General features: G+C 58.0%; 24 protein-coding genes. 7 read left to right on the forward strand and 17 right to left on the reverse strand.

What is annotated here, in order from left to right; all coding sequences use genetic code 11:
* Position 1: 1 nt before the first annotated feature.
* From ccmE to V0R37_RS20470, 7 genes are all read right to left on the reverse strand, one after another.
* Positions 2 to 448, reverse strand: coding sequence for a cytochrome c maturation protein CcmE (ccmE, locus tag V0R37_RS20440; protein ID WP_420376317.1), 447 nt, complete (start codon positions 446 to 448; stop codon positions 2 to 4).
* The gene (gene ccmD / locus V0R37_RS20445) at positions 445 to 627 is read right to left on the reverse strand and encodes a heme exporter protein CcmD (protein ID WP_335619072.1); all 183 of its coding nucleotides are present in this window, start codon (positions 625 to 627) and stop codon (positions 445 to 447) included. The genes ccmE and ccmD overlap by 4 nt, the downstream gene beginning before the upstream one ends.
* Positions 624 to 1361, reverse strand: a complete 738-nt coding sequence (gene ccmC, locus V0R37_RS20450; RefSeq protein WP_420376318.1) for a heme ABC transporter permease CcmC — start codon at positions 1359 to 1361, stop codon at positions 624 to 626. The genes ccmD and ccmC overlap by 4 nt, the downstream gene beginning before the upstream one ends.
* Positions 1362 to 1372: 11 nt before the next feature.
* Positions 1373 to 2056 (reverse strand): heme exporter protein CcmB, encoded by a 684-nt coding sequence (gene ccmB, locus V0R37_RS20455; RefSeq protein ID WP_420376319.1) that lies wholly within the window; start codon positions 2054 to 2056, stop codon positions 1373 to 1375.
* A complete protein-coding gene (gene ccmA / locus V0R37_RS20460; protein ID WP_420376320.1) occupies positions 2053 to 2667 on the reverse strand; it encodes a cytochrome c biogenesis heme-transporting ATPase CcmA in 615 nt (204 codons plus the stop codon). Before ccmA ends, ccmB begins: the two co-directional genes overlap by 4 nt.
* A gap of 636 nt (positions 2668 to 3303) precedes the next feature.
* The gene (locus V0R37_RS20465) at positions 3304 to 4116 is read right to left on the reverse strand and encodes a class I SAM-dependent methyltransferase (RefSeq protein ID WP_420376321.1); all 813 of its coding nucleotides are present in this window, start codon (positions 4114 to 4116) and stop codon (positions 3304 to 3306) included.
* A gap of 122 nt (positions 4117 to 4238) precedes the next feature.
* Positions 4239 to 5294: a YVTN family beta-propeller repeat protein gene (locus V0R37_RS20470; RefSeq protein WP_420376322.1), complete on the reverse strand. Its 1056-nt coding sequence runs from the start codon at positions 5292 to 5294 to the stop codon at positions 4239 to 4241.
* A 316-nt stretch (positions 5295 to 5610) separates the two neighbouring features.
* Here V0R37_RS20470 and V0R37_RS20475 point away from each other — a divergent pair, with 316 nt between their 5' ends.
* Both V0R37_RS20475 and cueR read left to right on the forward strand, forming a co-directional pair.
* Complete coding sequence (locus tag V0R37_RS20475; protein WP_489685812.1) at positions 5611 to 8124, forward strand: heavy metal translocating P-type ATPase; 2514 nt, start codon at positions 5611 to 5613, stop codon at positions 8122 to 8124.
* A 19-nt stretch (positions 8125 to 8143) separates the two neighbouring features.
* Entirely contained in the window at positions 8144 to 8551 is a 408-nt protein-coding gene (gene cueR / locus V0R37_RS20480) for a Cu(I)-responsive transcriptional regulator (protein WP_420376323.1), read from the forward strand.
* 47 nt (positions 8552 to 8598) lie between these two features.
* Here the strand turns inward: cueR and mobH are convergent, their stop codons facing one another.
* On the reverse strand, positions 8599 to 10458 hold the full coding sequence (mobH, locus tag V0R37_RS20485) for a MobH family relaxase (protein WP_420376324.1): 1860 nt from the start codon (positions 10456 to 10458) through the stop codon (positions 8599 to 8601).
* 271 nt (positions 10459 to 10729) lie between these two features.
* Here mobH and V0R37_RS20490 point away from each other — a divergent pair, with 271 nt between their 5' ends.
* From V0R37_RS20490 to V0R37_RS20510, 5 genes are all read left to right on the forward strand, one after another.
* On the forward strand, positions 10730 to 10963 hold the full coding sequence (locus V0R37_RS20490; protein WP_238665325.1) for an AbrB/MazE/SpoVT family DNA-binding domain-containing protein: 234 nt from the start codon (positions 10730 to 10732) through the stop codon (positions 10961 to 10963).
* On the forward strand, positions 10950 to 11366 hold the full coding sequence (locus V0R37_RS20495) for a PIN domain-containing protein (protein WP_269495655.1): 417 nt from the start codon (positions 10950 to 10952) through the stop codon (positions 11364 to 11366). The genes V0R37_RS20490 and V0R37_RS20495 overlap by 14 nt, the downstream gene beginning before the upstream one ends.
* 166 nt (positions 11367 to 11532) lie before the next feature.
* The gene (locus V0R37_RS20500; RefSeq protein WP_269495653.1) at positions 11533 to 11802 is read left to right on the forward strand and encodes a type II toxin-antitoxin system Phd/YefM family antitoxin; all 270 of its coding nucleotides are present in this window, start codon (positions 11533 to 11535) and stop codon (positions 11800 to 11802) included.
* On the forward strand, positions 11799 to 12209 hold the full coding sequence (locus V0R37_RS20505; protein WP_269495651.1) for a type II toxin-antitoxin system VapC family toxin: 411 nt from the start codon (positions 11799 to 11801) through the stop codon (positions 12207 to 12209). Before V0R37_RS20500 ends, V0R37_RS20505 begins: the two co-directional genes overlap by 4 nt.
* Positions 12210 to 12253: 44 nt before the next feature.
* Positions 12254 to 12628 (forward strand): DUF3742 family protein, encoded by a 375-nt coding sequence (locus V0R37_RS20510; RefSeq protein WP_269495649.1) that lies wholly within the window; start codon positions 12254 to 12256, stop codon positions 12626 to 12628.
* A 12-nt stretch (positions 12629 to 12640) separates the two neighbouring features.
* Here V0R37_RS20510 and V0R37_RS20515 read toward each other — a convergent pair whose 3' ends face one another.
* From V0R37_RS20515 to V0R37_RS20555, 9 genes are all read right to left on the reverse strand, one after another.
* Positions 12641 to 14164 carry a conjugal transfer protein TraG N-terminal domain-containing protein gene (locus V0R37_RS20515; protein WP_269495647.1) on the reverse strand — a complete coding sequence of 508 codons (1524 nt, stop codon included), beginning with the start codon at positions 14162 to 14164 and terminating at the stop codon, positions 12641 to 12643.
* Between the two features lie 15 nt (positions 14165 to 14179).
* On the reverse strand, positions 14180 to 14524 hold the full coding sequence (locus V0R37_RS20520; protein WP_269495645.1) for a hypothetical protein: 345 nt from the start codon (positions 14522 to 14524) through the stop codon (positions 14180 to 14182).
* A complete protein-coding gene (locus V0R37_RS20525; RefSeq protein ID WP_442867532.1) occupies positions 14521 to 15903 on the reverse strand; it encodes an integrating conjugative element protein in 1383 nt (460 codons plus the stop codon). The genes V0R37_RS20520 and V0R37_RS20525 overlap by 4 nt, the downstream gene beginning before the upstream one ends.
* A 33-nt stretch (positions 15904 to 15936) precedes the next feature.
* Entirely contained in the window at positions 15937 to 16869 is a 933-nt protein-coding gene (locus V0R37_RS20530) for a TIGR03756 family integrating conjugative element protein (RefSeq protein ID WP_269495641.1), read from the reverse strand.
* A complete protein-coding gene (locus V0R37_RS20535) occupies positions 16866 to 17297 on the reverse strand; it encodes a TIGR03757 family integrating conjugative element protein (protein ID WP_420376325.1) in 432 nt (143 codons plus the stop codon). The genes V0R37_RS20530 and V0R37_RS20535 overlap by 4 nt, the downstream gene beginning before the upstream one ends.
* 158 nt (positions 17298 to 17455) lie before the next feature.
* Positions 17456 to 17815 (reverse strand): hypothetical protein, encoded by a 360-nt coding sequence (locus tag V0R37_RS20540; RefSeq protein ID WP_420376326.1) that lies wholly within the window; start codon positions 17813 to 17815, stop codon positions 17456 to 17458.
* A gap of 48 nt (positions 17816 to 17863) precedes the next feature.
* The gene (locus V0R37_RS20545; protein WP_420376327.1) at positions 17864 to 18025 is read right to left on the reverse strand and encodes a hypothetical protein; all 162 of its coding nucleotides are present in this window, start codon (positions 18023 to 18025) and stop codon (positions 17864 to 17866) included.
* Positions 18026 to 18152: 127 nt separating this feature from the next.
* On the reverse strand, positions 18153 to 18656 hold the full coding sequence (radC, locus tag V0R37_RS20550) for a RadC family protein (protein WP_269495633.1): 504 nt from the start codon (positions 18654 to 18656) through the stop codon (positions 18153 to 18155).
* 196 nt (positions 18657 to 18852) lie between these two features.
* A complete protein-coding gene (locus V0R37_RS20555; protein WP_420376328.1) occupies positions 18853 to 19542 on the reverse strand; it encodes a DsbA family protein in 690 nt (229 codons plus the stop codon).
* Positions 19543 to 19702: the final 160 nt, after the last annotated feature.

A 19702-nucleotide genomic window follows, 5' to 3' on the forward strand; every position in this document is an offset into this window, starting at 1 on the left:
GTTATGGCCTCGCAGTAATCGTGTTCTTGGCGGCCTCATCCAGCGCATGCTGCGCTTCAGAGGGCATATAGTTCTCATCGTGTTTGGCGAGCACCTCTTCAGCGCGGAACAATCCATCGGCCCCGAGCTTGCCTTGAGCCACTACCCCTTTGCCTTCACTAAACAGGTCGGGCAATATTCCCGTATAACTGACCGGTATCATTTTGGCGGTATCGGTCACAACGAACTTCACCGTGAGCCCATCACTTTGGCGTTGCACACTGCCGGTTTGCACCATGCCACCGACGCGAAACGTCCGCTCCTGGGGTGCTTCACCGGCACTCACCTGCGTAGGCGTGAAAAAGAACACAAGATTGCTTTGAAAAGCATTGAGCACTAAGGCTGTGGCAATGCCGAATGCGGCCACGCCACCAGCAATGAGCGCGATACGTTTATGCCGATTTTTCATCGAGATCCCTCTTCCCTCAGGATTAACTTGCGCTTCACTTGCGATAAAGCCGCTTTGCGGCGCTGGCGCAGCAGGAGCCATTCAGTGCAAAGAGCGACCAGGGTGACGGCGACTGACCCCCACACGTATTGCCCATAGCCGCCCATCGCAAAAAATTCAGCAGGACTTGTCCAATTCATTGCTTTACCTCCTTCAATTCATCTAACCACCCAGCATGGTGTTCGCGTTCTAAAATGATGCAGCGCACGCGCATCAGCACGATCGCCACCGTATACATCCATGACGCCAAGGCCATAAGCAACATGCCGATTAGCATGAGCGCGGCCATTGAAGGGGCTTGTGTCAACGAAACAGATGCGCCTTGATGCAGGGTGTTCCACCATTGCACTGAAAAATAAATAATTGGAATATTGACCACGCCGACAAGGGCAAGGACAGCACCGGCCTTATCCGCGCGCCGCGGCTCATCAACCGCTGACTGAAGCGCCATAAAACCGATGTACAAAAACAATAGAATCAGTTCGGAGGTCAGGCGCGCATCCCAGACCCACCAGGTCCCCCACATAGGCTTGCCCCACAATGCGCCCGTCCAGAGTGAAAGAAACGTGAACATGGCGCCGGTGGGAGCCAAGGCCGAGGCCATCATGGCGGCTAAACGATTGTTAAATGCCAATCCCACAGCAGCCCAGAAAGCCATGACCAAATAAATGAACATCGACATCCAGGAAACCGGCACATGCAAGAAGATGATGCGATAGCCCTCGCCTTGCTGGGCGTCAGTGGGCGCCATGAAGAAACCCACGTACATCCCTATGATCGCCAGAATCGCAGCGGCGACCCCAAACCATGGAATCAGCTTGCCGGCAAGGGGATAAAACATTTTTGGTGATGAATACTTAAACCAATTAATCATTCACTTGCTCATTATTCCAACGCAATCCGTAGTGCCACGGTCGTGGCCAACGGTGCAAAAAAACCAGTTAAAACCAGCACGGCGCCCAGCAACGACAGATTCGCCGTAGCGCCCAGGCCGGCTGCGGCGGCGTCTACCGAACCCGCGCCAAAGATCAGCACCGGCGCATAAAGCGGAAGTACAAGCAAGGCGACCAGGACACTGCCGCCTCGCAGGCCCAGGGTCAAACTCGCTCCGATCGCGCCAATAAAGCTAAGCACCGGCGTACCAAGGGCCAGCGACGCAGCCAGCACCAATAACGACGGGGTTGGTAAATCAAATTGCAATGCCAGCAGGGGAGCCAGCAACGTCAAGGGCAAACCCGTCAACAGCCAATACGCGACCACCTTGCCGAGCACCAGCATTCCCAGCGGAGCCGGTGAAAGGGCCATTTGCTCCAGGGTGCCGTCGGCATAATCCTGTTCGAACAACCGATTAAGCGACAACATAGTCGCCAGCAACGCCGACACCCAAAGAATGCCCGGCGCGATCTGCCGCAACGTGTCGCGCTCAGAACCAATGCCCAACGGAAACAGGCTGACCACGATGACAAAGAAAAAAAGCGGTGTCAGCACATCGGACTTGCGTCGCATGGCAAGCCTCAAATCTCGACGTACTACCCCGCGAAGTACGGATAAGCCAATGGAGTCGCTCATACGCCTACCCGTATAACGTGTGTCGCGCCTGCCAAGGTCAAATCCTGGTGTGTCGTCAAGACAGTGATCCCGCCCTCACTCAGATGCTGGTCGATCACCCGTATTACCCATTGGCCCGCTTGAGTATCCAACGCGGTCAGGGGTTCATCGAGCACCCACAAGGTACGTTTTTGCAGCAAGAGCCTGGCCAGATTGACACGGCGCTTTTGCCCCTGCGACAAGGCTCGCACCGATAGATGCTCCCTACCCTGCAATCCAGCCTTGCCTAAGGCTTCGTACACAGCGTCCTGGGTAACGAGCTCGTCCGTCAACGCCATGCTGAAAATTAAGTTTTCCGTCGCACTTAGATCATCCTTCAGGCCCAACGGGTGTCCGCAATACAGTAGCTCGCGACGGTACTCATCGCCCAGCTTCTTAATCGGACTACTGCGCCAATCAATGGCGCCGGCAGCCGGAGGCATGAGCCCCACCAGCATGCGCAAAAGGCTGGTTTTGCCGCTACCGTTCTCACCGCGCACCAACAGGCACTCGCCTGCCTTAAGCTGAAAGTTCAGGTTATGAAATAGGCGTCGCTCACCGCGCACGCAGTCCAGATTGATGGCTTCAAGCACCGTCGACCTTTGCTCGCAAAAACGTTAATCACCAGGTGATATCGGTATTTAGGCTAAGCGCCGATCTGCAACGGACCATCCGTTACATGCGGCACTAAGCGCTACCGTCGCAAGTAGCTGGGCGCACGCTCAAATTCAATTGAACGCGACGACGCTGAGGACGTAGGTGTGGAGCAGGAGGGAAGTCGAATCAGCGGCGTGCCAGCTTAGGCAAGGAAAAGCCACTGGGGCCGCTCGGGCCGCTCGGAAAAGGTCGGTAAGCTTAGCAGCGCCTCTTGAAACTGGGGGGCCAAGCTAGACGATAAGGAAGGGATAGTTTGATGTGCAGATGAAATAATCGACGCCGCAGGCGCTTGGCACGAATGCTCATACTGGCCCAAGAACCCCGAGGTTGAACCCGTTTGCTCAGACCCGTCAGTTAAAGCGACACGCGGCTCTTGAGCTTCGCTATAACAAGGCTCGATGCATATCTCCCTTTCCGGCTGGCAATACACGCTCACGACGCCCCAGGAGACCTGAAGCGGCAGCATAACCAGCATAAAAATAAGGAGAAATTTCTTCATTGCAGGAACGATTGTACCAAGTGAAAAGCGTGTCTTACAAACGAAGGTATGAAAAGTCGCAGTCGGGGGTCGGTTATTTTGCAATCGCGATGTTTGTTTCCATAGAAAATGCAAGAGAATCCCCATCCCGAAAGCCTTGGATGATAGCGTGCGTCTTCGCCCTTACTTTCTCCACAAGAGCGAAGCGCTCTATGGCATCCATAGATGCAAATGCTGGCACGGAGGTTGCGGCACCCAGTATCGAAAACTGAACAAACCTTTCCGGCTCTGGCATGCGAATAAACAGTGACCGTGGAGTGATTTCGATATAGTGGAAGCCCGCCTCGCTGAGCAACGTGTATAGCTCCTCGGGGTTTGATAATGAAAAGGCAACGTCGACATCCGAGATGGGCGCATCGAGAACGCGAGCGGTTGCCGTAAACAACTCCTCATACAAGGGATGTCGGCTCAGGGACTGCCAGACACTGATAACCGCTCTACCGCCATCGCGTAACACGCGACGCATTTCACGACCTGAAGCCACTCGGTCGGGAAAGAACTGGAATCCCTGTTGGCACAGCACAAGATCAAACGCGTCACCGGGAAGTTCGAGGCGAGTTGCATCACCCTCTTGCCAAAGTATCGACGCACCAGCCGGTGAAGGTTGTGCCCGACCTACTTCCAACATTTCTGAATTGATATCCAGGGCGAGGACCTGCCCGCTTATCCCAACCATGGGAGCGACCTGTCGTGCGACACTGCCCGTACCGCAGGCAATATCCAAAACTCGCTCGCCGGGTTTGGGTAACGCCAATTCAAGCAGTACGCGCGTCCAAGGATCTGCGATAGCACGGCTAAGGTAGCGCTCATATACTTCTGCCGGACTAAGGTCTGGTTGTTGGTTCACTGAATTCTCCTGATCACAATTACACACATTCCAGTGTCGCTAAAAACCCGAATTTAGTTTGCCAAACCGAGCTTGCGATTGAGTAGCCCCAGCATACCGGGGCTACATCGAAAGTGCTGGCCTCACCGAATGCTGCGGTATGTGATCCCATTGGGATTGGGGCCAACTGGATAGGTAGCAACCACTTTTTGAGTACTTGTGTCGATCGCACTTACGGTGTTGTCTTTGGTGTTGGTTATGAATACGAAACCGCCATCAGTGCTCGCGACTACGCCATGCGCGCCTTTGCCAGTGACCACTGTGTTTATAACGCTTTGGCTTTTCGTGTCGATCACCGATACCGTGTCATCAGGATTGCTATCGCTTCCTTGGTTAGCTACGTACATTTTGCTGCCGCCAGCTGCTGCATAGAGCTGAATGGGGTTACGTCCAACGCTTACGTTCTTCACGACTTTCCTGGTGGAAGTGTCGATGATTGCCACACTATCTTCATCTCGTAGCGACACATAGACGTGTTTGCCACCGGGCGTAAAGGCCACTTGTACCGGTGCTTTGCCGACAGAAACGCGCTCAGCCTCTTTAAGGCTTTGGGTATCGATGATCGATACCGTATTGTCGGTAACGTTTGCTACATAAAGCTCCCGTCCGTCCGGGCTTAACCGCAAGCCGTGCGGATAACCTCCAGTAGCAACTTCAGCGGTGACTTTCTTCCCTTGGATGTCGACTACCGATACCCGATCTGTATCGGCGTTCGTGATATAGGCGTAGCGTCCGTCCCGACTGGTGACGACGTGCGAAGGGTGGCTCCCAGCAGGTAGTGCTTCCAGTACCTGTCCGAGCTCGCTAGCGTTGAGAATTAGTAACCCAGCGTCACCCTCCGCGTGCGAATCGGCGTTAACAGAAGTCGAAGTCTCGCCTGCGCCGCCATGCGTCCCATGATCACCAGTCCTCACGGTTGGTGTACCAACGGCAAGCAGTGTCTTGCCATCGGGGGAGATTTGGACATTATGTGGTACGACAGCTATTTGAGCCGTACGCACATTACCTGTAGTTAGATTAATTTCGCTAATAGAGCCATCTCCCTCATTGGCGCTATACACAACGCCATTTGGCAAGCCTGCAGCGTGGACTGCGCTTGCGGACAGGGCAAAGGCAATGGCAACAAGTACGGGACGCATTCTAAACATCGTGACATCTCCAATAGAGTAAGGTGAGTTGACTTCAAAAGAGGCAGTAGAGCCGCTTGATGACAACTATATTGGCCGGCCACTGACCGGACGATGACGGCACCGTTACTCTTTTGGAATACAGCATTAGCCCCACTACGCCCGCAACCTTGCGCTCACAATGGCGATTGATGAGCGTGACACTATGAGGCGATGGCATTCTTTGCACAATTACCGCAGGGCATAGTTTTTTACGCTTGACCTTCCAACGATGGGAAGCCGCATCCTTCTCTTTATCTAATTGAACTGAACGACAAGGAGGTGGGATTTGAATACCCTGACCATACAGGAAAGCGCGTTGACAACCGCGATTAGTCTGCCGATCGAAGGCATGACCTGTGCGTCGTGCGTGGGTCGTGTCGAAAAAGCCCTAGCCAAAGTCGAAGGCGTTGATTCGGTCACCGTCAATTTGGCGACCGAGCGGGCCGACATCAAGGCGCGCAGCCCCATTGACCGCCAAGCGCTGGTCAACACCGTTGAGGCGGCAGGTTACAGCGTACCCGCCGCCTCCATCGACCTTGCGGTCGAGGGCATGACCTGCGCATCGTGCGTGGGCCGGGTCGAACGCGCGCTCAAAGCCGTTCCCGGTGTGTTCGAAGCCACAGTAAACCTGGCGACTGAACGCGCCCACGTGCGCGGCAGCGTGGATTCCAACGCTCTGATCACCGCGATCGCGGCAGCGGGCTACGCGGCGCAACCCATAGACGTTGGGACATCCGTCGACGAGGACGCCGCCAACGAGCGCAAAGACGCTGAGCGCGCGGCGCTCAAGCGCGACCTGACCCTTGCCGCCGTTCTCACGCTGCCGGTCTTCGTGATGGAAATGGGCTCACACCTGATTCCCGGCGTGCACGACCTGATCCTGCGCACCATCGGCGCGCAATGGAACTGGTACATCCAGTTCGCGCTGACGACGCTGGTGCTGGCGGTGCCGGGCTGGCGCTTTTACCGCCAGGGCGTCCCGGCGCTTTGGCGTCTTGCGCCCGACATGAATTCACTGGTCGCGGTCGGTACCCTCGCGGCCTATGCTTATTCCCTGGTCGCCACCTTCGCGCCGTCGCTACTACCCGCTGGCACCGTCAACGTCTATTACGAAGCGGCGGCGGTCATCGTCACGCTGATCCTGCTGGGCCGCTTTCTAGAGGCGCGCGCCAAGGGCCGTACTTCGGAGGCCATCAAGCGGCTGGTCGGCTTGCAGGCGAAAACCGCGCGCATCCAGCGCGACAGTACCGTGCTTGAAATTCCGATCGCCGACGTCGTGGCCGGCGACATCATCGAGGTACGTCCCGGGGAGCGCATACCCGTCGATGGCGAGGTCACTCAGGGACTAAGCTATGTCGATGAATCCATGATCACCGGCGAACCCATCCCAGTAGCAAAGACGGTGGACAGCAAGCTGGTCGGGGGCACCGTCAATCAGAAAGGCGCACTGTCCTTCCGCGCAACGGCGGTGGGCGGCGCAACTGTGCTCTCGCAGATCATTCGCATGGTCGAACAGGCGCAAGGGTCCAAGCTACCCATCCAGGCGCTGGTGGATAAGGTGACCATGTGGTTCGTGCCCGCCGTTATGGGTGTTGCCGTGCTGACCTTCCTGGTCTGGCTGGTCTTCGGGCCCGAACCGGCGCTGACCTTCGCGCTCGTCAATGCCGTGGCCGTTCTGATCATTGCGTGCCCTTGCGCCATGGGCCTGGCAACACCGACCTCTATCATGGTGGGAACCGGGCGCGGCGCGGAACTTGGCGTTCTTTTCCGTAAAGGCGAGGCGCTGCAATTGCTCAAAGACGCCAAGGTCGTCGCCGTGGACAAGACCGGCACGCTAACCGAAGGCCGCCCGACGCTGACCGATCTGGACATCGCCGAAGGTTTCAAGCGCCAAGATGTGCTAGCCCGGATCGCCGCGGTCGAGGCGAAGTCCGAACACCCCATCGCCCGCGCCATCGTCGACGCCGCCAGCAACGAAGGCATCGCCATTCCCGAGATCACGGACTTCGAATCGATCACCGGCTTCGGCGTGAAAGCACATGTAAACGGGGAACTGATTGAAGTCGGAGCGGACCGCTACATGCGCAAACTGGGAATCAAGGTTGACGTTTTCGCGGCAACCGCCGAGCGCCTGGGTAATGAAGGCAAGACGCCACTCTATGCCGCCATCGATGGCCGGCTGGCGGCAATCGTCGCGGTTGCCGACCCGATCAAAGAAACGACGCCGGCTGCCATCACCGCGCTGCACGCGCTAGGCCTGAAGGTCGCGATGATCACCGGCGACAACCGTCGCACGGCAGAAGCCATCGCGCGCCAGCTGGGCATCGACGAAGTGATCGCCGAGGTCCTGCCGGAAGGCAAAGTCGAGGCGGTGCGCAAGCTGAAAGCTGCTCATGGACAGCTTGCATTCGTCGGCGACGGTATCAACGATGCCCCTGCGCTGGCCGAAGCGGATGTGGGCTTGGCAGTGGGCACCGGCACGGATATCGCCATCGAGGCGGCCGACGTGGTGTTGATGTCAGGGAACCTGATGGGCGTGCCCACCGCCATCGCACTGTCGCGGGCGACGATCGGCAACATCCGTCAGAACCTGTTCTGGGCCTTTGCGTACAACACCGCGCTGATCCCGGTGGCCGCGGGCGTGCTGTACCCGGCCTGGGGCGTCCTCTTGTCGCCGATCTTCGCGGCGGGGGCAATGGCGCTTTCCAGTGTCTTCGTCCTGGGCAACGCGCTACGCTTGCGTGGGTTTCGCTCACCGATAGAGGCCACCAAACCCTCTCAACTGCCGACGGCGGCGTAATTGGAAAGGAGATATTGAAATGAATATTGGGGAAGTAGCGAAAGCCTCTGGCGTCTCAGCGAAGATGATCCGATACTATGAACAGACTGGACTGATCCCCCGAGCGAATCGCAGGGAGTCGGGTTATCGCAATTATTCTGCATCTGATATACACATGCTGCGGTTTATCCGCCGGGGGCGTGACCTTGGTTTTCCGGTGGCCGAGATCAATGAGCTTCTGGGCCTCTGGCGCGACAAATCGCGCCAGAGCGCTGAGGTAAAACGTATCGCTACGGCTCACATGACAGAGCTGCGCGAAAAGATCGACAGCCTGGAACAAATTGCCAATACGCTTCAGACGCTGATCGAGTGTTGCTCTGGCGATGATCGTCCCGATTGTCCGATTTTGGCCGACCTCGAGAACACGGCCGATAGGCAACAGTTGTAGCAAGCCCACTGCGATTGCTGGTTAGTCCGTTGAGGGGTCAAATTAAATCATACAAGATTGAGATAGGGATTACTGGGAGGTAACTCAGTGAATAACAAACTGGGGTCACCCAACAAATAGCCGTGAAGCCTTCGAGATTTCCGTGGTCCAAGAACGTCGCAGGTCCAAATGTTCAGTCCGTTGGGCTGCTTACGATGCTGATGTAGCTTCTCAAAACGCTTCTGCACCCACTGCCAGTCCTGCTGCTTCTCCTGTTTAGCTAGCGCACCGACCTGCGGATACTCTTGTGCGTAACGCTGGAACACGCCGGGGCTAACCAGGTAAACGGTATCGCTCACTGTATGCACCAACGCCTTCGCATCGTTGATAATGAGTTTGCGCAACTGGATGCCCTCCCTCAGCCACACCATGAAATGCTCGCCAGACGGTTGCCCCCCCAGGGCTGGCGAACTGGCAACGTGCGTCAACTGCGTGGTTGGAGTAAGCGGAGATGGCGCGGTTGGATTTGGGGTCGCCCTGGACGAAGAGTCCTCGCCGTGGACCGCAGAGGAAGATCCGTCCATGCCAATCATCGTCAATAGATCGTCTATGGCGTCCGGCGCACTAGCCGTATCCCGAGGCGGCACCGGGAACACTGCCGAAGTCGATACAATTACAGTATCACCGGCTGATGGTGAAGCTTCCTGATCCGCTGGCGGTTGGCCCACCACGGGTGCCGATTCGGCCACAGCCGCGTCCGCCGCCTCGCTGGTCAACGTGGTATCGATCGCCACCGTGCCCGCGAATGGATCGGGCCGCTCTCCGGACTCCCAGATCAACGCGGGTGCCACGCGCAAGAAGGTGAAGGTGTTCGACCAGCCGCTCTCGCTCGTGACCGTCGCCTTCCAAATGGCCTTGCCTTCCGGGTTCGGTTGCAACATGCCATGATCCTGCAACACATTAAAAACGGCAGTGTTGTTCGCTGGGATACCGTCGATGCCCTGCGAGAGCAGATGCGCACGTAGCTTATCCGAAACCGTCTTACTGACCAGCCAGAGTGCATCCTGGGTAAGCCAGCCATCGGAGGCCTGGGGCTGGTTCAGCTTCAGCTCTTCCTTTAGTAGGTAGCGAAGGCCTTCCAGCAGCTTGCGCTGCAGTGCGTGCTTGGGCGCGGCCATGGCGCGTGCGGGATCGCCCCCCAATGCCTGGGCCACCGACGCACGATCAGCCTGAATGACCAGTTCGCCCAGCACCCCAGCGTGTTCATACTGACCGGCCAGCACGTAGAGCAATGCCGACCAAAGCAGCGGGAAACCGTTAAGCCAGTCCAGAATGCTGCCATCGAGCACCCGTGTGTAGAGCAGTCCGGTGGCGGCGCTGTGCAGTCGATACTCACGCCCTTCCCGGTAGCGAAAACGGTATGGCCGAGTCAGCGGGCCGTGCCAGGGATGCCAGGCGCTACCGTCTTCATGCTCCACATGCTGATCCACCGCGATCTTGCCGATGTCGTGTAGCAGCGCGGCATAGGCCGTCGCCGCAGTCCAGGCTTCTGCCTGGGCGGCCTGGTCTTCGGGTGTTGTTCCCGCAGGCAACAGATGAGACTGGCGCAGTTTCAAGGCATAGGCCACGATTTCCAGCCCATGGTCGAGCATGCCGCCCGGATAGGCGTGGTGATGGCTTTCCGAGGCGGGAAATAGCTGCACCAGCTCGGCATAACGTTCCAGCGGTGCGCGGTACAGCAATGCAAACTGCTGGCGCGAGAGTGACGTGCGTTGCCAAATGTGTTCCAGCAGACGTTGGCGTCGAGGCGTGGACAACAGTGAAGCAGCCGACTCTGGCCGCGTCAGCCCTTTGAGTGGTTCGGTCAGGGGTATAGCGGTCGTATCTATAACTGGCAGTAGCCGTTTGCGCTGGAACAGCGAGAGCATGTAAAACCTCTGGTAATGGGCAGGCAAGAGAGCCTTTTTTGCCTTTTCAGGTAGGGCCTTTCCCCTTGGCTCCATTCCCTTCCCCCTTCCTGGCCCTTTGGCCTTTGAACCCTTTGGGTATAGGGCAATCCGGTCTTGCTACGCCAGTATCAATGCGGGACAGGCAGACTCGGATTGGCAACCAAACCTGTTGTACCCGTCAGCACATATCTTGCAATTTGCATCTATAGATATACAATTGAAATGTATATCAAATGTAGGAGTTATTAGCATGCAAGTCGCCAAATGGGGTAACAGCTTGGCCGTGCGCCTTCCGGCCAGCCTGGTAGAAGCCCTGGAGTTGCAAGAAGGTGACGATATTGAGATCGTCGTGGACGGCCCGCGCGCGTTTGCGGTTCGCAAGAAGCCGGGTTCTGAAGCCTTGCTGAAGCGTCTGCGTACCTTCCGGGGCAAACTGCCTGCGGATTTCCGTTTCAGCCGGGACGAGGCGAATGCGCGCGACTAAGTTCAAGCATTTTATGGACAGCAATGTGGTGCTGTACCTGCTGTCGGAGGATTCAACCAAGGCGGATAAGGCCGAAAGCCTATTGAAGGCTGGACCGGTCATCAGTGTGCAAGTGCTCAATGAGGTCACGCACGTATGCCGCCGCAAGCTGACGATGAACTGGGATGAGATTGCGCAGTTTCTGGAACTGGTACGGGGCTTTTGCAAGGTTGTTCCGCTCACAGAAACCATCCACGACCAAGCCATATTGATCGCTGAACGTCATAAACTGTCGTTTTATGATGCATGCATCGTCGCGGCGGCTACGGCGGCTGGTTGCCAGACGCTCTATAGTGAAGATATGAACCATGGTCAGATTCTGGAGGACAGCTTGACACTCAGGAATCCATTTTCTACTGATTAGTCAGGCCAATAAGGAATCGATGACAATGACAGCCCGCAGCATCAATGGTGCGCTCAAGATACACCACGGATTGATAAGCTAATGGTGCACATCTTCGTCCCTCTTGCCGTTTGATACTGAAATTGATACTATTTAAACAGTTTCAGTACTTTTTTTGGAGGCTTTCATGAACAATAGCGTGACCGTAGCCGAGATTAAGCGCCGAGGTATGGCCGCCATTGAAGAAGGCCTGCGGCGAGGTCCGGTGCATATCATCAAGCGCAATAAGTCGGCAGCAGTAGTGTTATCTGAAGCGGAATACCAGCGCCTCACAGGCAAGGGACCATCGGTCGTCCCAGGGATGACGGCGTTGCAGTGGCTGCTGACGCAGCCATCTGCGGGCACACGTGAGAAGGATGATATTAACGCTACGTTGGCGGAAGAGCGCGCCTGGTGATTGCATTCTTCGATGCCTGTGCCCTCATCTATCTGATCGAAGGCAATGAGCCCTTCGCCAGCCGGGTGCGCAACCAGCTTGCCGAAGCGACGCAGACGTACCCAGGAATCGAATCGGCTGTCAGCCGTCTCTCTTGGCTTGAGTGTCGCGTAGGCCCGATGAAAGCCAACGACATGGGCACATTGGCGCTATTCGATGCGTTCTTCGCTCGCCCTGATCTCGTGTGGGTGGAGATGAACCGGGAGGTCGTCGAGTTAGCGGCGGCGATCCGCGTACGCCATGGGCTGCGTACACCAGATGCATTGCAGGCGGCCAGCTGCCTGCAACTGGGCCAGAATCACGTGTTCTTGACGGGCGACGTCATGTTTCAGCGTGTTCAAGGCCTGAATATCGCGCTGCTAAGTTAGCCGAACCCGCTTTCGAAACTCTGTCTCCTGGATAGGTGATGATCATGAACCAGACAACCCGCATTAGTAAAGCAGAACGCGTTGGCCGCTGGCTTGCTCGCGGACGGCGTGGTTATCTGCGCAGTGAACGTGAAGTGTCGGGCTGGCTGGTGGCTCAAGGTCTACCTGCTCCTATTGTCAGCACGTTGCTGTGGATCGTCACGTTGGCCGTGGTGGTAGGGCTACTTTATACCGCGTTCTGGCTGGCGCTGCTGCTGGGGTTCGCAGTAGCCGCAGCCTGGGTTGCGGGGCATTCAAACGAGCAGGATGAAGATGACTTCTTAGGGCGTAATGCAGAAGAAAGGGATCATCGGAAAAGCATTTTTTATCACCCCGCTTCGTTCAACGATGATCCAGACCCACGCTTTGAAGACGATTGAACTGGTGCTTCCTTAGCTTTTCCTGGCTGCGCTCATCAGCACGCTTGAACCCCCACGACCAGCCTCTCCCGCTCCGCGCGTACCATCGGCCAAGCCTTGAAGCGCGTTTCCAGCCCTAACTCCCGCCCACGTTAGCGCAGTGATCCAGAACGCGGGCAGCACCAGAAACATCGTCGCCATCACGAAGTTCAGCAACATATCGCCAAAGCTGTTATTTAGCCCCATCAGCGGATCAAAATTGGTGACTGGCCGATTCCATCCCCACCCGCTGCCATAGAGCGCATCTAGGATCGTGCTGTCGATCCAGCGTGCCAGCTGGAACCAAAAGTCCACAAAGAACAAGGCAAACTGCACCACGCTGACCGTCACTACGGCCTTGAGCTCGTAGGTACTGATGATAAGCACCAGCGGGATGCAGATCACCAGCGCCATCTTCAGGAACGACAACACCATGGGCAGCGCCTGGCGCACCACATCCATGGCGGGGAAAAAGCCGATCGAGCCGATCGTGATGCCAAGGTCGCTGGCGGCGCGGGTCACGACATTGGGCAGCGTCTTGTCGATCTGGCCGCCGTAGTCGGTATAGACCGCGCCCTGATTCAGTTTTTGCTGGCGCGGCGCAGCGACCGCGCGGATCACCGAATCATCGACCTCGGCACGGGTGAGAAACCCGGCCCAACCAGCGACGCGGTTGAGCAGGCCGGAATCAACCTGGGACAGCAGGCGCGCCCGCAGCCCGCTGCTCCCGTCGCTCCACCACTGCCGGCAGGTCGGATAGCCACCGCCACTGGGTACCTGGGCGAGACCCGCATCGCGGATGCTGTCATAAGGCCAGGCGTCGCGCGGGGTGCGTGAGCGGTAGGTGTCGTAATAGCCCGCCGAGTCCACGAAATACCGCGATCCGATCCAGGTGACATCGTGCATCTGCACGTCATCCAGTTCTGGACGGCTCATGAACAGCTTGGCGCGGGCCGGACCGTAGCAGTCATGTGAGAAATCCGATACCTCCTGGGCCAGTACCGGATCATCGATTCGTGTGGCATCGATCTCCATGCGTAGTTGACGCAACTCGGTACCGCAGGGAATCGCGGCGACCGATGCGCTGGTGAGGCCGCGAGAAAGCGCGTGCATAAACCCCCACCACACAGGCACCTTGGCGCTTTGGTCGTTCAGGGTGGTGAAGGATTGGCTCCAGCCGGTATCGGAAGGCTGCGGTACGCTCACCCCGCATTGGCGGGAACGGGCATCGTCAAAGCGCACCCGGCTCAGGTCCACGTCGATGAACGGGATGCCAGCGAAAAGTACCACAACAACCGCCACCCACACGCGGGTTTCGATACGTGCGGCCGACAGCAGACCCTTATTGCCTTCGTCGGCGCCTTCGCCACGGGCTTTGAGCCACTCCTGCAGGATGATGGCAATAAAGGGGATGGCAAACACGCCACTGGCCACCAGTACCGACCAGATGCCGTTGTGCACGATCCAGCCCACCAGCGTCAGGTAATACTCCAGGTAATCGGTCGTGAACAGCGTCATGGTTCAGCGCTCCCGCTACGTGCTCTGCATCAGCAGACTGCACTCCAGTGTGACCAGCGCCAGGACGCCAGCGATCTCCGTGCGTAGCAATCGGCGTCGGGTTGCCGCATCGGATTGCCTGGCGAGCAGCCGTCGGCGCATCCACCGCCACCCGTAGGCGGTCGCCGCGTAGAGGCACAGGCGCCACAGCAGGAAAAAGCCAGAGGCCTCTGCCAGCCACTGCTCCCAGCTAGCAATGCTTCCCAGGAAGTAGATGCCCGCGACATTAGCTGCCACCGCCACGACCAGCAGCAATACTGTCCACAGCAGCGCTCTAGCAGCGCGCCGGTTGAACCACTTACGTAGCCACGCGGCGTTCATGGTGTGCCGCCCGGTGCGGACCGCTGCAATTGCTGCAGACGGTCGGGCACTGGGTCGCCCTGGTAGACACCGCGTGAGCCCGCCGCCCGTGTGCTATGCCGTTGGATAATCGCCATGGGCGAGTTATTCGCCAGTTCACGACGCAGTTCCAGTTCGGTCTTGAGGTTCTGGATTTCCCGATCCAGCGTGTCGCTTTCCTGGTTCACCGCATCCACCGCCATTTGGTTGGCCGCGACGTTGGGTTCCTTCTTGCCGGTCAACAACGTGCGTTGCAACAGCAGCGCTTTTTCCAGTACGGAGGCCAGCGCGACTTCGGACGCCAAACGGCGGGCCAGAATGTCCTGGTCGGGTTCGTCGCGTAGGGCTTCGACAACGCCGCGAGTGATCGGCAGCGATGCACTGCCAGCTTCGTGCAGGTTCTCAAACGTCGTGTTGCGAGCGCCCGTAATCAGTTCTTGCAACGCTTGGAGCTTGGCGTCGTATTCCTCCTGGATCAGCGGCGTCAAGCCCACGCCCGGTACGGTCTGGGTCTTGGTGCAGGCTTCGCAGGTGCGTTGTTCTTGTTCACCCAAGACTCGCGTCGCCCAGGCCACCGCCGCATCGGGCGACGACCAGGTTTGGCAGGAAAGACTGCCGCAACTGGATTGGGCGATGGCCGACGTGTCAGACACGCTACGGCCATTGACCAGGTTGTACCCGGCGCGAGTCACATCGCCCACCACCTTGATCGGAGATTGGCCCGCGCCGCCGGCATTACCACCGCCGACCCACGGCACGCCGTCGTTACCCCGGCTGGTTTCGGCCTGTTCGATCGCCGAGACCGCATCGCTACTGGCCACCGCCTCGCGCAGCGCCATACCCTGGGCAAGCTGGTTCCAGCCCATCTGCCCACCGGCCATGTCGGCCATTTTTTCTGCCATGGCGCGGCACTGGAGCTTGGACCGGTCAAAGTCCAACCGGGCCTGCAGCACACCATTGGTCAGCAGGTTATACAGCCCTGGATCAGCCCGCTGGATGATCAGCGCGGGAAGCGATGCCACCGCACTGGTCGCACTCTGTATAACGCTGCTCATGATGTTCTGAAAGCCGTTCGTGATCCCGTTCAGTTGGTTCTGGATCGTCGTGCTGATATTCATGTCGCCACAAATCAGGTTGCTGTTCCAACCGGCGCCCACACCGATGGAGCGCATACCGGCTGCACCACTCATCGAGACGGCGTTCCCGCCACCAATCGAATACATGACCTCATCACCGATGACGCTGCCACTATTCTGGAATCCACCGCTTTGGGCCGAGGCCAAACCGCAGGCCAGAGCCAGTGCGCAGGCCAGCACCGCTGGGCGGCATGAGCGCGGGATCAGGCTCGCGGGTTTTGTCATATCAGGACGGTTCATGGTTGTGCCCTCGAATGCTCAGTTGAAATCCACACTGCCCAGGAATGTCTGGCCCCGGCGCTGGCAGCAGCTATACGGACGCCACAGCGCCCAGGCGTAGTCGCCTTGCTGGGCCTGCGTCATCGATTCGTTATGGGGAAACACCGTGCAGGTGTTGGACAGACGTGGTGTGAGCTCCTGCCATTTGCCCGTTGAGCTATCGCTCTCTATGAGCGCTCCCGCTGGCCAGTAACCCGCCCGAGAATTGGCCAACAGTGGCTGATACACATGGGGTTGCCCGCGACGGGTCACGACGTCGCCCGCACGCTGGGCCACCACGGCGCCCGCCTTGTAGTCATCGGTCTGGTGCAGAAAGCCACCGCGCGGGTACACATTGCCCCACAGATTCATGCCACTGCGCGAACCCACCTCGCGCTGGCCGGGTATCAATGCCTCGGGGTACACGGCCTCCGGCATGTTGTAGCGCCAGGCCAACGTATCCAAGGTGCTGAGCAGGTACGGCACGAAGGCTGTACCTGCTCCCTGGCAAAAGTATCCAGAACCCGCGACGAACTCGTTGAACACGTCGCCGCCGGGATGACCGATCACGTCGCTATTCTTGAATTTGGCGAGATTATTCTCATGGCCTTCGTTGGTCGTGCCGTCGCCCCCCGCCTGCGCGGTGGGATTGGGCAGACTCATGGGCCGTACTTCCACCCAGGGGTTCGCGCCGGTGTTTGAATAGCTCGACACCACCGCATCCGGGACGTAGTGGCGCACCTTGATGGAGGTGCGTATCCGGCAACCGCCCACTCCACAGGACAGCCAGTAGCAGATGCCGACTACGCGGTACTCCAGACAGGATGGCGACAAAGCGGAAGCCACAATGGTGGCGGTGTTGAGCGCGAAGCTGGATGTCGCGGCAAACAAGAGCGCCACGGCGACTCCGAATCGCAGGTGGGGTAAGCTCATGGCTGCTCCTTGCGGTATTGCTCGACTCGGGTCAGCGCCTGATCGAGATTGGTATCGCCGTAGATCACATAGCGCTGGTCGACCACGATGGCCGGAATGGTCGTAATACCCAGGCTCCAGGCGTCGGCTACACCTTGGTAGGCCTCAGCCAGCCGTTGCTGCAACAAGGAGCCTCCTTCCTTCAAACGGTGCTGGACCAGTTCAGCGGCTTGGCGACTATCGCTCGGAAGATCGGCCGACAGTTCGGCTTCAATGCGCATGGGCGCATCCAACTCGATCAGCCGGTCTGGCGTACCCTGGACGGGGTATTGACGGTCGGTAATGATCCAGACATCCGCTGCGGTAGCGGTGCAGGCGAACAGCGCTGCAGTCAAGGCTATTGCCAGCGGCAGGCACATCGCCGGGGCACGAGATAGAGAACGAAGCATGGAGCGGCACCCGTAGTTCATGACCCTGGTAGTGCAACGCATCGTGTGCAAAACAGCGACAAACAATCGGAAATGAGGGGTGTCCGGTTTGAAGCGTTCCTCGTGACGTTAAGCCACCGACTACGCGAAAAGAAGGGAGCGCGAGGCTCCCACTAGGATTATAAAGTTGCCTCCAGCACGACCTTATGCGTGTAGTGGCGCCAGAAGCGGTCCACCAGCCGACCCTCCAGGACACGGGCGCGAAAGCGCAGGCCTTGCGCGGTGGAGAAATTATCCCAACCTGCTTCGTACGATGCTTCGCTACGCAGTTCTGCGACCTCGTTGACGATCTGCTCGGTTTCGTCATCAGAAGCGACCGGAATACACCATCTCACGGTATCTCCCCGAACCTGTCCGGCGAGCACCAAGCGTTGCCCCCTGTCCCGGACGATGATCAACTCGGGTGCGAAGCTCAATGCGTTGCTAGCATCGGTGAGATCAAAGTCGTGGTGCAATACTCGAGTGTTGGCCAGCGACATGGCATCCTCAATCAAGCCGCACCTGCCCAGGACGTGGGTTTGCGGCGTTCACCAACTGCCATAGACGGGATCGTCTTCTGGATATTCCACATTGCCCTGGCAAGTGATGGTGAACTGACGCCAGAACACATCCTTGCGCAGGTAGGTGCCAGATCGATACGGGGTGGCGATGAAAGCAACACCCTCGAAGTGATGAGTTTTGAGCTGCATGATGTACTCCCATATTTGAGAAGGCGTGCGAGCTCTATGCCGACCCATGCGGGCCTGGAGAGCCCGCACAGGGGTTGAACACTGAAACGAGAAAAGTGCCACGCTAGCGTAGGCGCGGCCGGGGGGACTACGACAGCAAGCCGGACTCAGCAAAGGAAAACGGTTCACCTTTACCGATGATGAAATGATCCACGACCCGGATATCGACCATCCCCAAGATGAATTTCAATTGATTAGTGAGTGCGCGATCTGCCGTACTGGGCTCGGTCGTGCCCGACGGGTGCTGGTGCGAAAAAATCAGCGCAGAGGCGTTCAATTCCAAAGCGCGCTGCACAACAACTCGCGGATAGACCGACGCCGTGGTGACCGTGCCTTTGAACAGACATTCACACGCCAACACTTGGTGCTGGCTGTTGAGGAACACCACAACGAAGACCTCGTTGGGCTCGGCCATCAACTTCAAGCGCAGATAATCCCGAACCGCTTTCGGGCCATCGAGTGTCGGCCCCGCCTTGAACACGCGATGTTCCAAGAGTGCAATGGCTTGCTGGATGATCCGATCGTCCTGCTGATCGGTAAGATCAATGCTTAATTGCGCGCCGGAATCGGCGACATTAGGGGTGGGGAACATAACAAACCTCCAATAGATAAGATCGGAGGACGCGTACCCAAGAGGGCAAACCCTCCAGGGACGATAAAGAACAATGAGCGAACAATCAGCATCCACCACCTTCGTATCAGGTGGGTATCCGCGCAGGGGATGCGGTGCGGAACGGGGTGTGCAATCAACGCGGTCTACGCCACGCCGTAGCCTTTAAGAGTGCCGGCTACCTGGGCTTGTTACCGTCTGGGACGGCGGACAATTCAGTCGTTTCTGCGAGTTCGGAGACCGGATCATCGGTCACAAGCAGGTCCATCGCTGACAGCAGCGAGTCACCTGGAATCGGTCCCTGTAGCCACAAGGATTGGCCGGTACGCTCGTCGCGCAACTGCAGCGTCGGCGTGGCCGCTATACCGTGGTCGGCTGCGCCATCGGCTTGCGCCCTCACAATTGCTAACGGGCGCTCGCTCGCCAAGCAAGCACGTAAGGCGTCGTGATCAGGCGGGTAGATGCCATCTGGCAACCCCAGTCCTTCGCCCTGCGTGTGTTGATAAATCCAGGATATCGTCCGCCAATAGGCCTGGGGGCCGCCGGCCTCGCCAGCACACTCGGCCAGCGCAGCCAGTTCAGAAGCCGCAGGCTCATGCATAGATAGCGGCAGATGTTGCCACTGCAGGCGGATGTCAGGATGCAGATCGATCCAGGCCATCAACGGCGGGACGTAAGTCCTGCAGTAGGGGCATTCCAGATCGGCATATAAGATCAAGGTATAGCGAGCCAAGGTGGAACCATAATGCCAAGGCGGTCCAGATGCTTCAGACATCGCCGCCCCATCGTCTGCAGACAGTTGGGCGCTCTGCTCCATCGAGGCAATGGGAACGGCAGGACGCCAAAACACGAGAAGTATCAGCACCATGACGGCGACAGGCCAGATCAAGCGGCGCAACGTATCGCGAAAGGAAGGCGTCCGTGGTCGCATCGTAGTTCCCAGACAAGATGTAAATCGGGTGCAGATGCGTTAGTCGAACATACTGGACTACCTACGTGGCTTAACAATGCGGCATACTGTCTGCCCC

The organism is Pollutimonas rozaliensis (genome assembly GCF_048751585.1).
Taxonomy (GTDB): domain Bacteria; phylum Pseudomonadota; class Gammaproteobacteria; order Burkholderiales; family Burkholderiaceae_B.

What these genes read in the sequence shown, in the direction of transcription:
- ccmB (WP_420376319.1), bottom strand. Translation starts at nt 2,056, where the DNA reads ATGAGCGACTCCATTGGCTTATCCGTACTTCGCGGGGTAGTACGTCGA.
- V0R37_RS20530 (WP_269495641.1), bottom strand. Translation starts at nt 16,869, where the DNA reads ATGAGCTTACCCCACCTGCGATTCGGAGTCGCCGTGGCGCTCTTGTTT.
- mobH (WP_420376324.1), bottom strand. Translation starts at nt 10,458, where the DNA reads ATGCTCTCGCTGTTCCAGCGCAAACGGCTACTGCCAGTTATAGATACG.
- ccmD (WP_335619072.1), bottom strand. Translation starts at nt 627, where the DNA reads ATGAATTGGACAAGTCCTGCTGAATTTTTTGCGATGGGCGGCTATGGG.
- V0R37_RS20540 (WP_420376326.1), bottom strand. Translation starts at nt 17,815, where the DNA reads ATGTCGCTGGCCAACACTCGAGTATTGCACCACGACTTTGATCTCACC.
- ccmE (WP_420376317.1), bottom strand. Translation starts at nt 448, where the DNA reads ATGAAAAATCGGCATAAACGTATCGCGCTCATTGCTGGTGGCGTGGCC.
- V0R37_RS20515 (WP_269495647.1), bottom strand. Translation starts at nt 14,164, where the DNA reads ATGACGCTGTTCACGACCGATTACCTGGAGTATTACCTGACGCTGGTG.
- V0R37_RS20555 (WP_420376328.1), bottom strand. Translation starts at nt 19,542, where the DNA reads ATGGTGCTGATACTTCTCGTGTTTTGGCGTCCTGCCGTTCCCATTGCC.
- V0R37_RS20500 (WP_269495653.1), top strand. Translation starts at nt 11,533, where the DNA reads ATGAACAATAGCGTGACCGTAGCCGAGATTAAGCGCCGAGGTATGGCC.
- V0R37_RS20525 (WP_442867532.1), bottom strand. Translation starts at nt 15,903, where the DNA reads ATGACAAAACCCGCGAGCCTGATCCCGCGCTCATGCCGCCCAGCGGTG.
- V0R37_RS20495 (WP_269495655.1), top strand. Translation starts at nt 10,950, where the DNA reads ATGCGCGCGACTAAGTTCAAGCATTTTATGGACAGCAATGTGGTGCTG.
- V0R37_RS20510 (WP_269495649.1), top strand. Translation starts at nt 12,254, where the DNA reads ATGAACCAGACAACCCGCATTAGTAAAGCAGAACGCGTTGGCCGCTGG.
- ccmC (WP_420376318.1), bottom strand. Translation starts at nt 1,361, where the DNA reads ATGATTAATTGGTTTAAGTATTCATCACCAAAAATGTTTTATCCCCTT.
- V0R37_RS20490 (WP_238665325.1), top strand. Translation starts at nt 10,730, where the DNA reads ATGCAAGTCGCCAAATGGGGTAACAGCTTGGCCGTGCGCCTTCCGGCC.
- V0R37_RS20545 (WP_420376327.1), bottom strand. Translation starts at nt 18,025, where the DNA reads ATGCAGCTCAAAACTCATCACTTCGAGGGTGTTGCTTTCATCGCCACC.
- V0R37_RS20470 (WP_420376322.1), bottom strand. Translation starts at nt 5,294, where the DNA reads ATGCGTCCCGTACTTGTTGCCATTGCCTTTGCCCTGTCCGCAAGCGCA.
- V0R37_RS20520 (WP_269495645.1), bottom strand. Translation starts at nt 14,524, where the DNA reads ATGAACGCCGCGTGGCTACGTAAGTGGTTCAACCGGCGCGCTGCTAGA.
- cueR (WP_420376323.1), top strand. Translation starts at nt 8,144, where the DNA reads ATGAATATTGGGGAAGTAGCGAAAGCCTCTGGCGTCTCAGCGAAGATG.
- radC (WP_269495633.1), bottom strand. Translation starts at nt 18,656, where the DNA reads ATGTTCCCCACCCCTAATGTCGCCGATTCCGGCGCGCAATTAAGCATT.
- V0R37_RS20535 (WP_420376325.1), bottom strand. Translation starts at nt 17,297, where the DNA reads ATGCTTCGTTCTCTATCTCGTGCCCCGGCGATGTGCCTGCCGCTGGCA.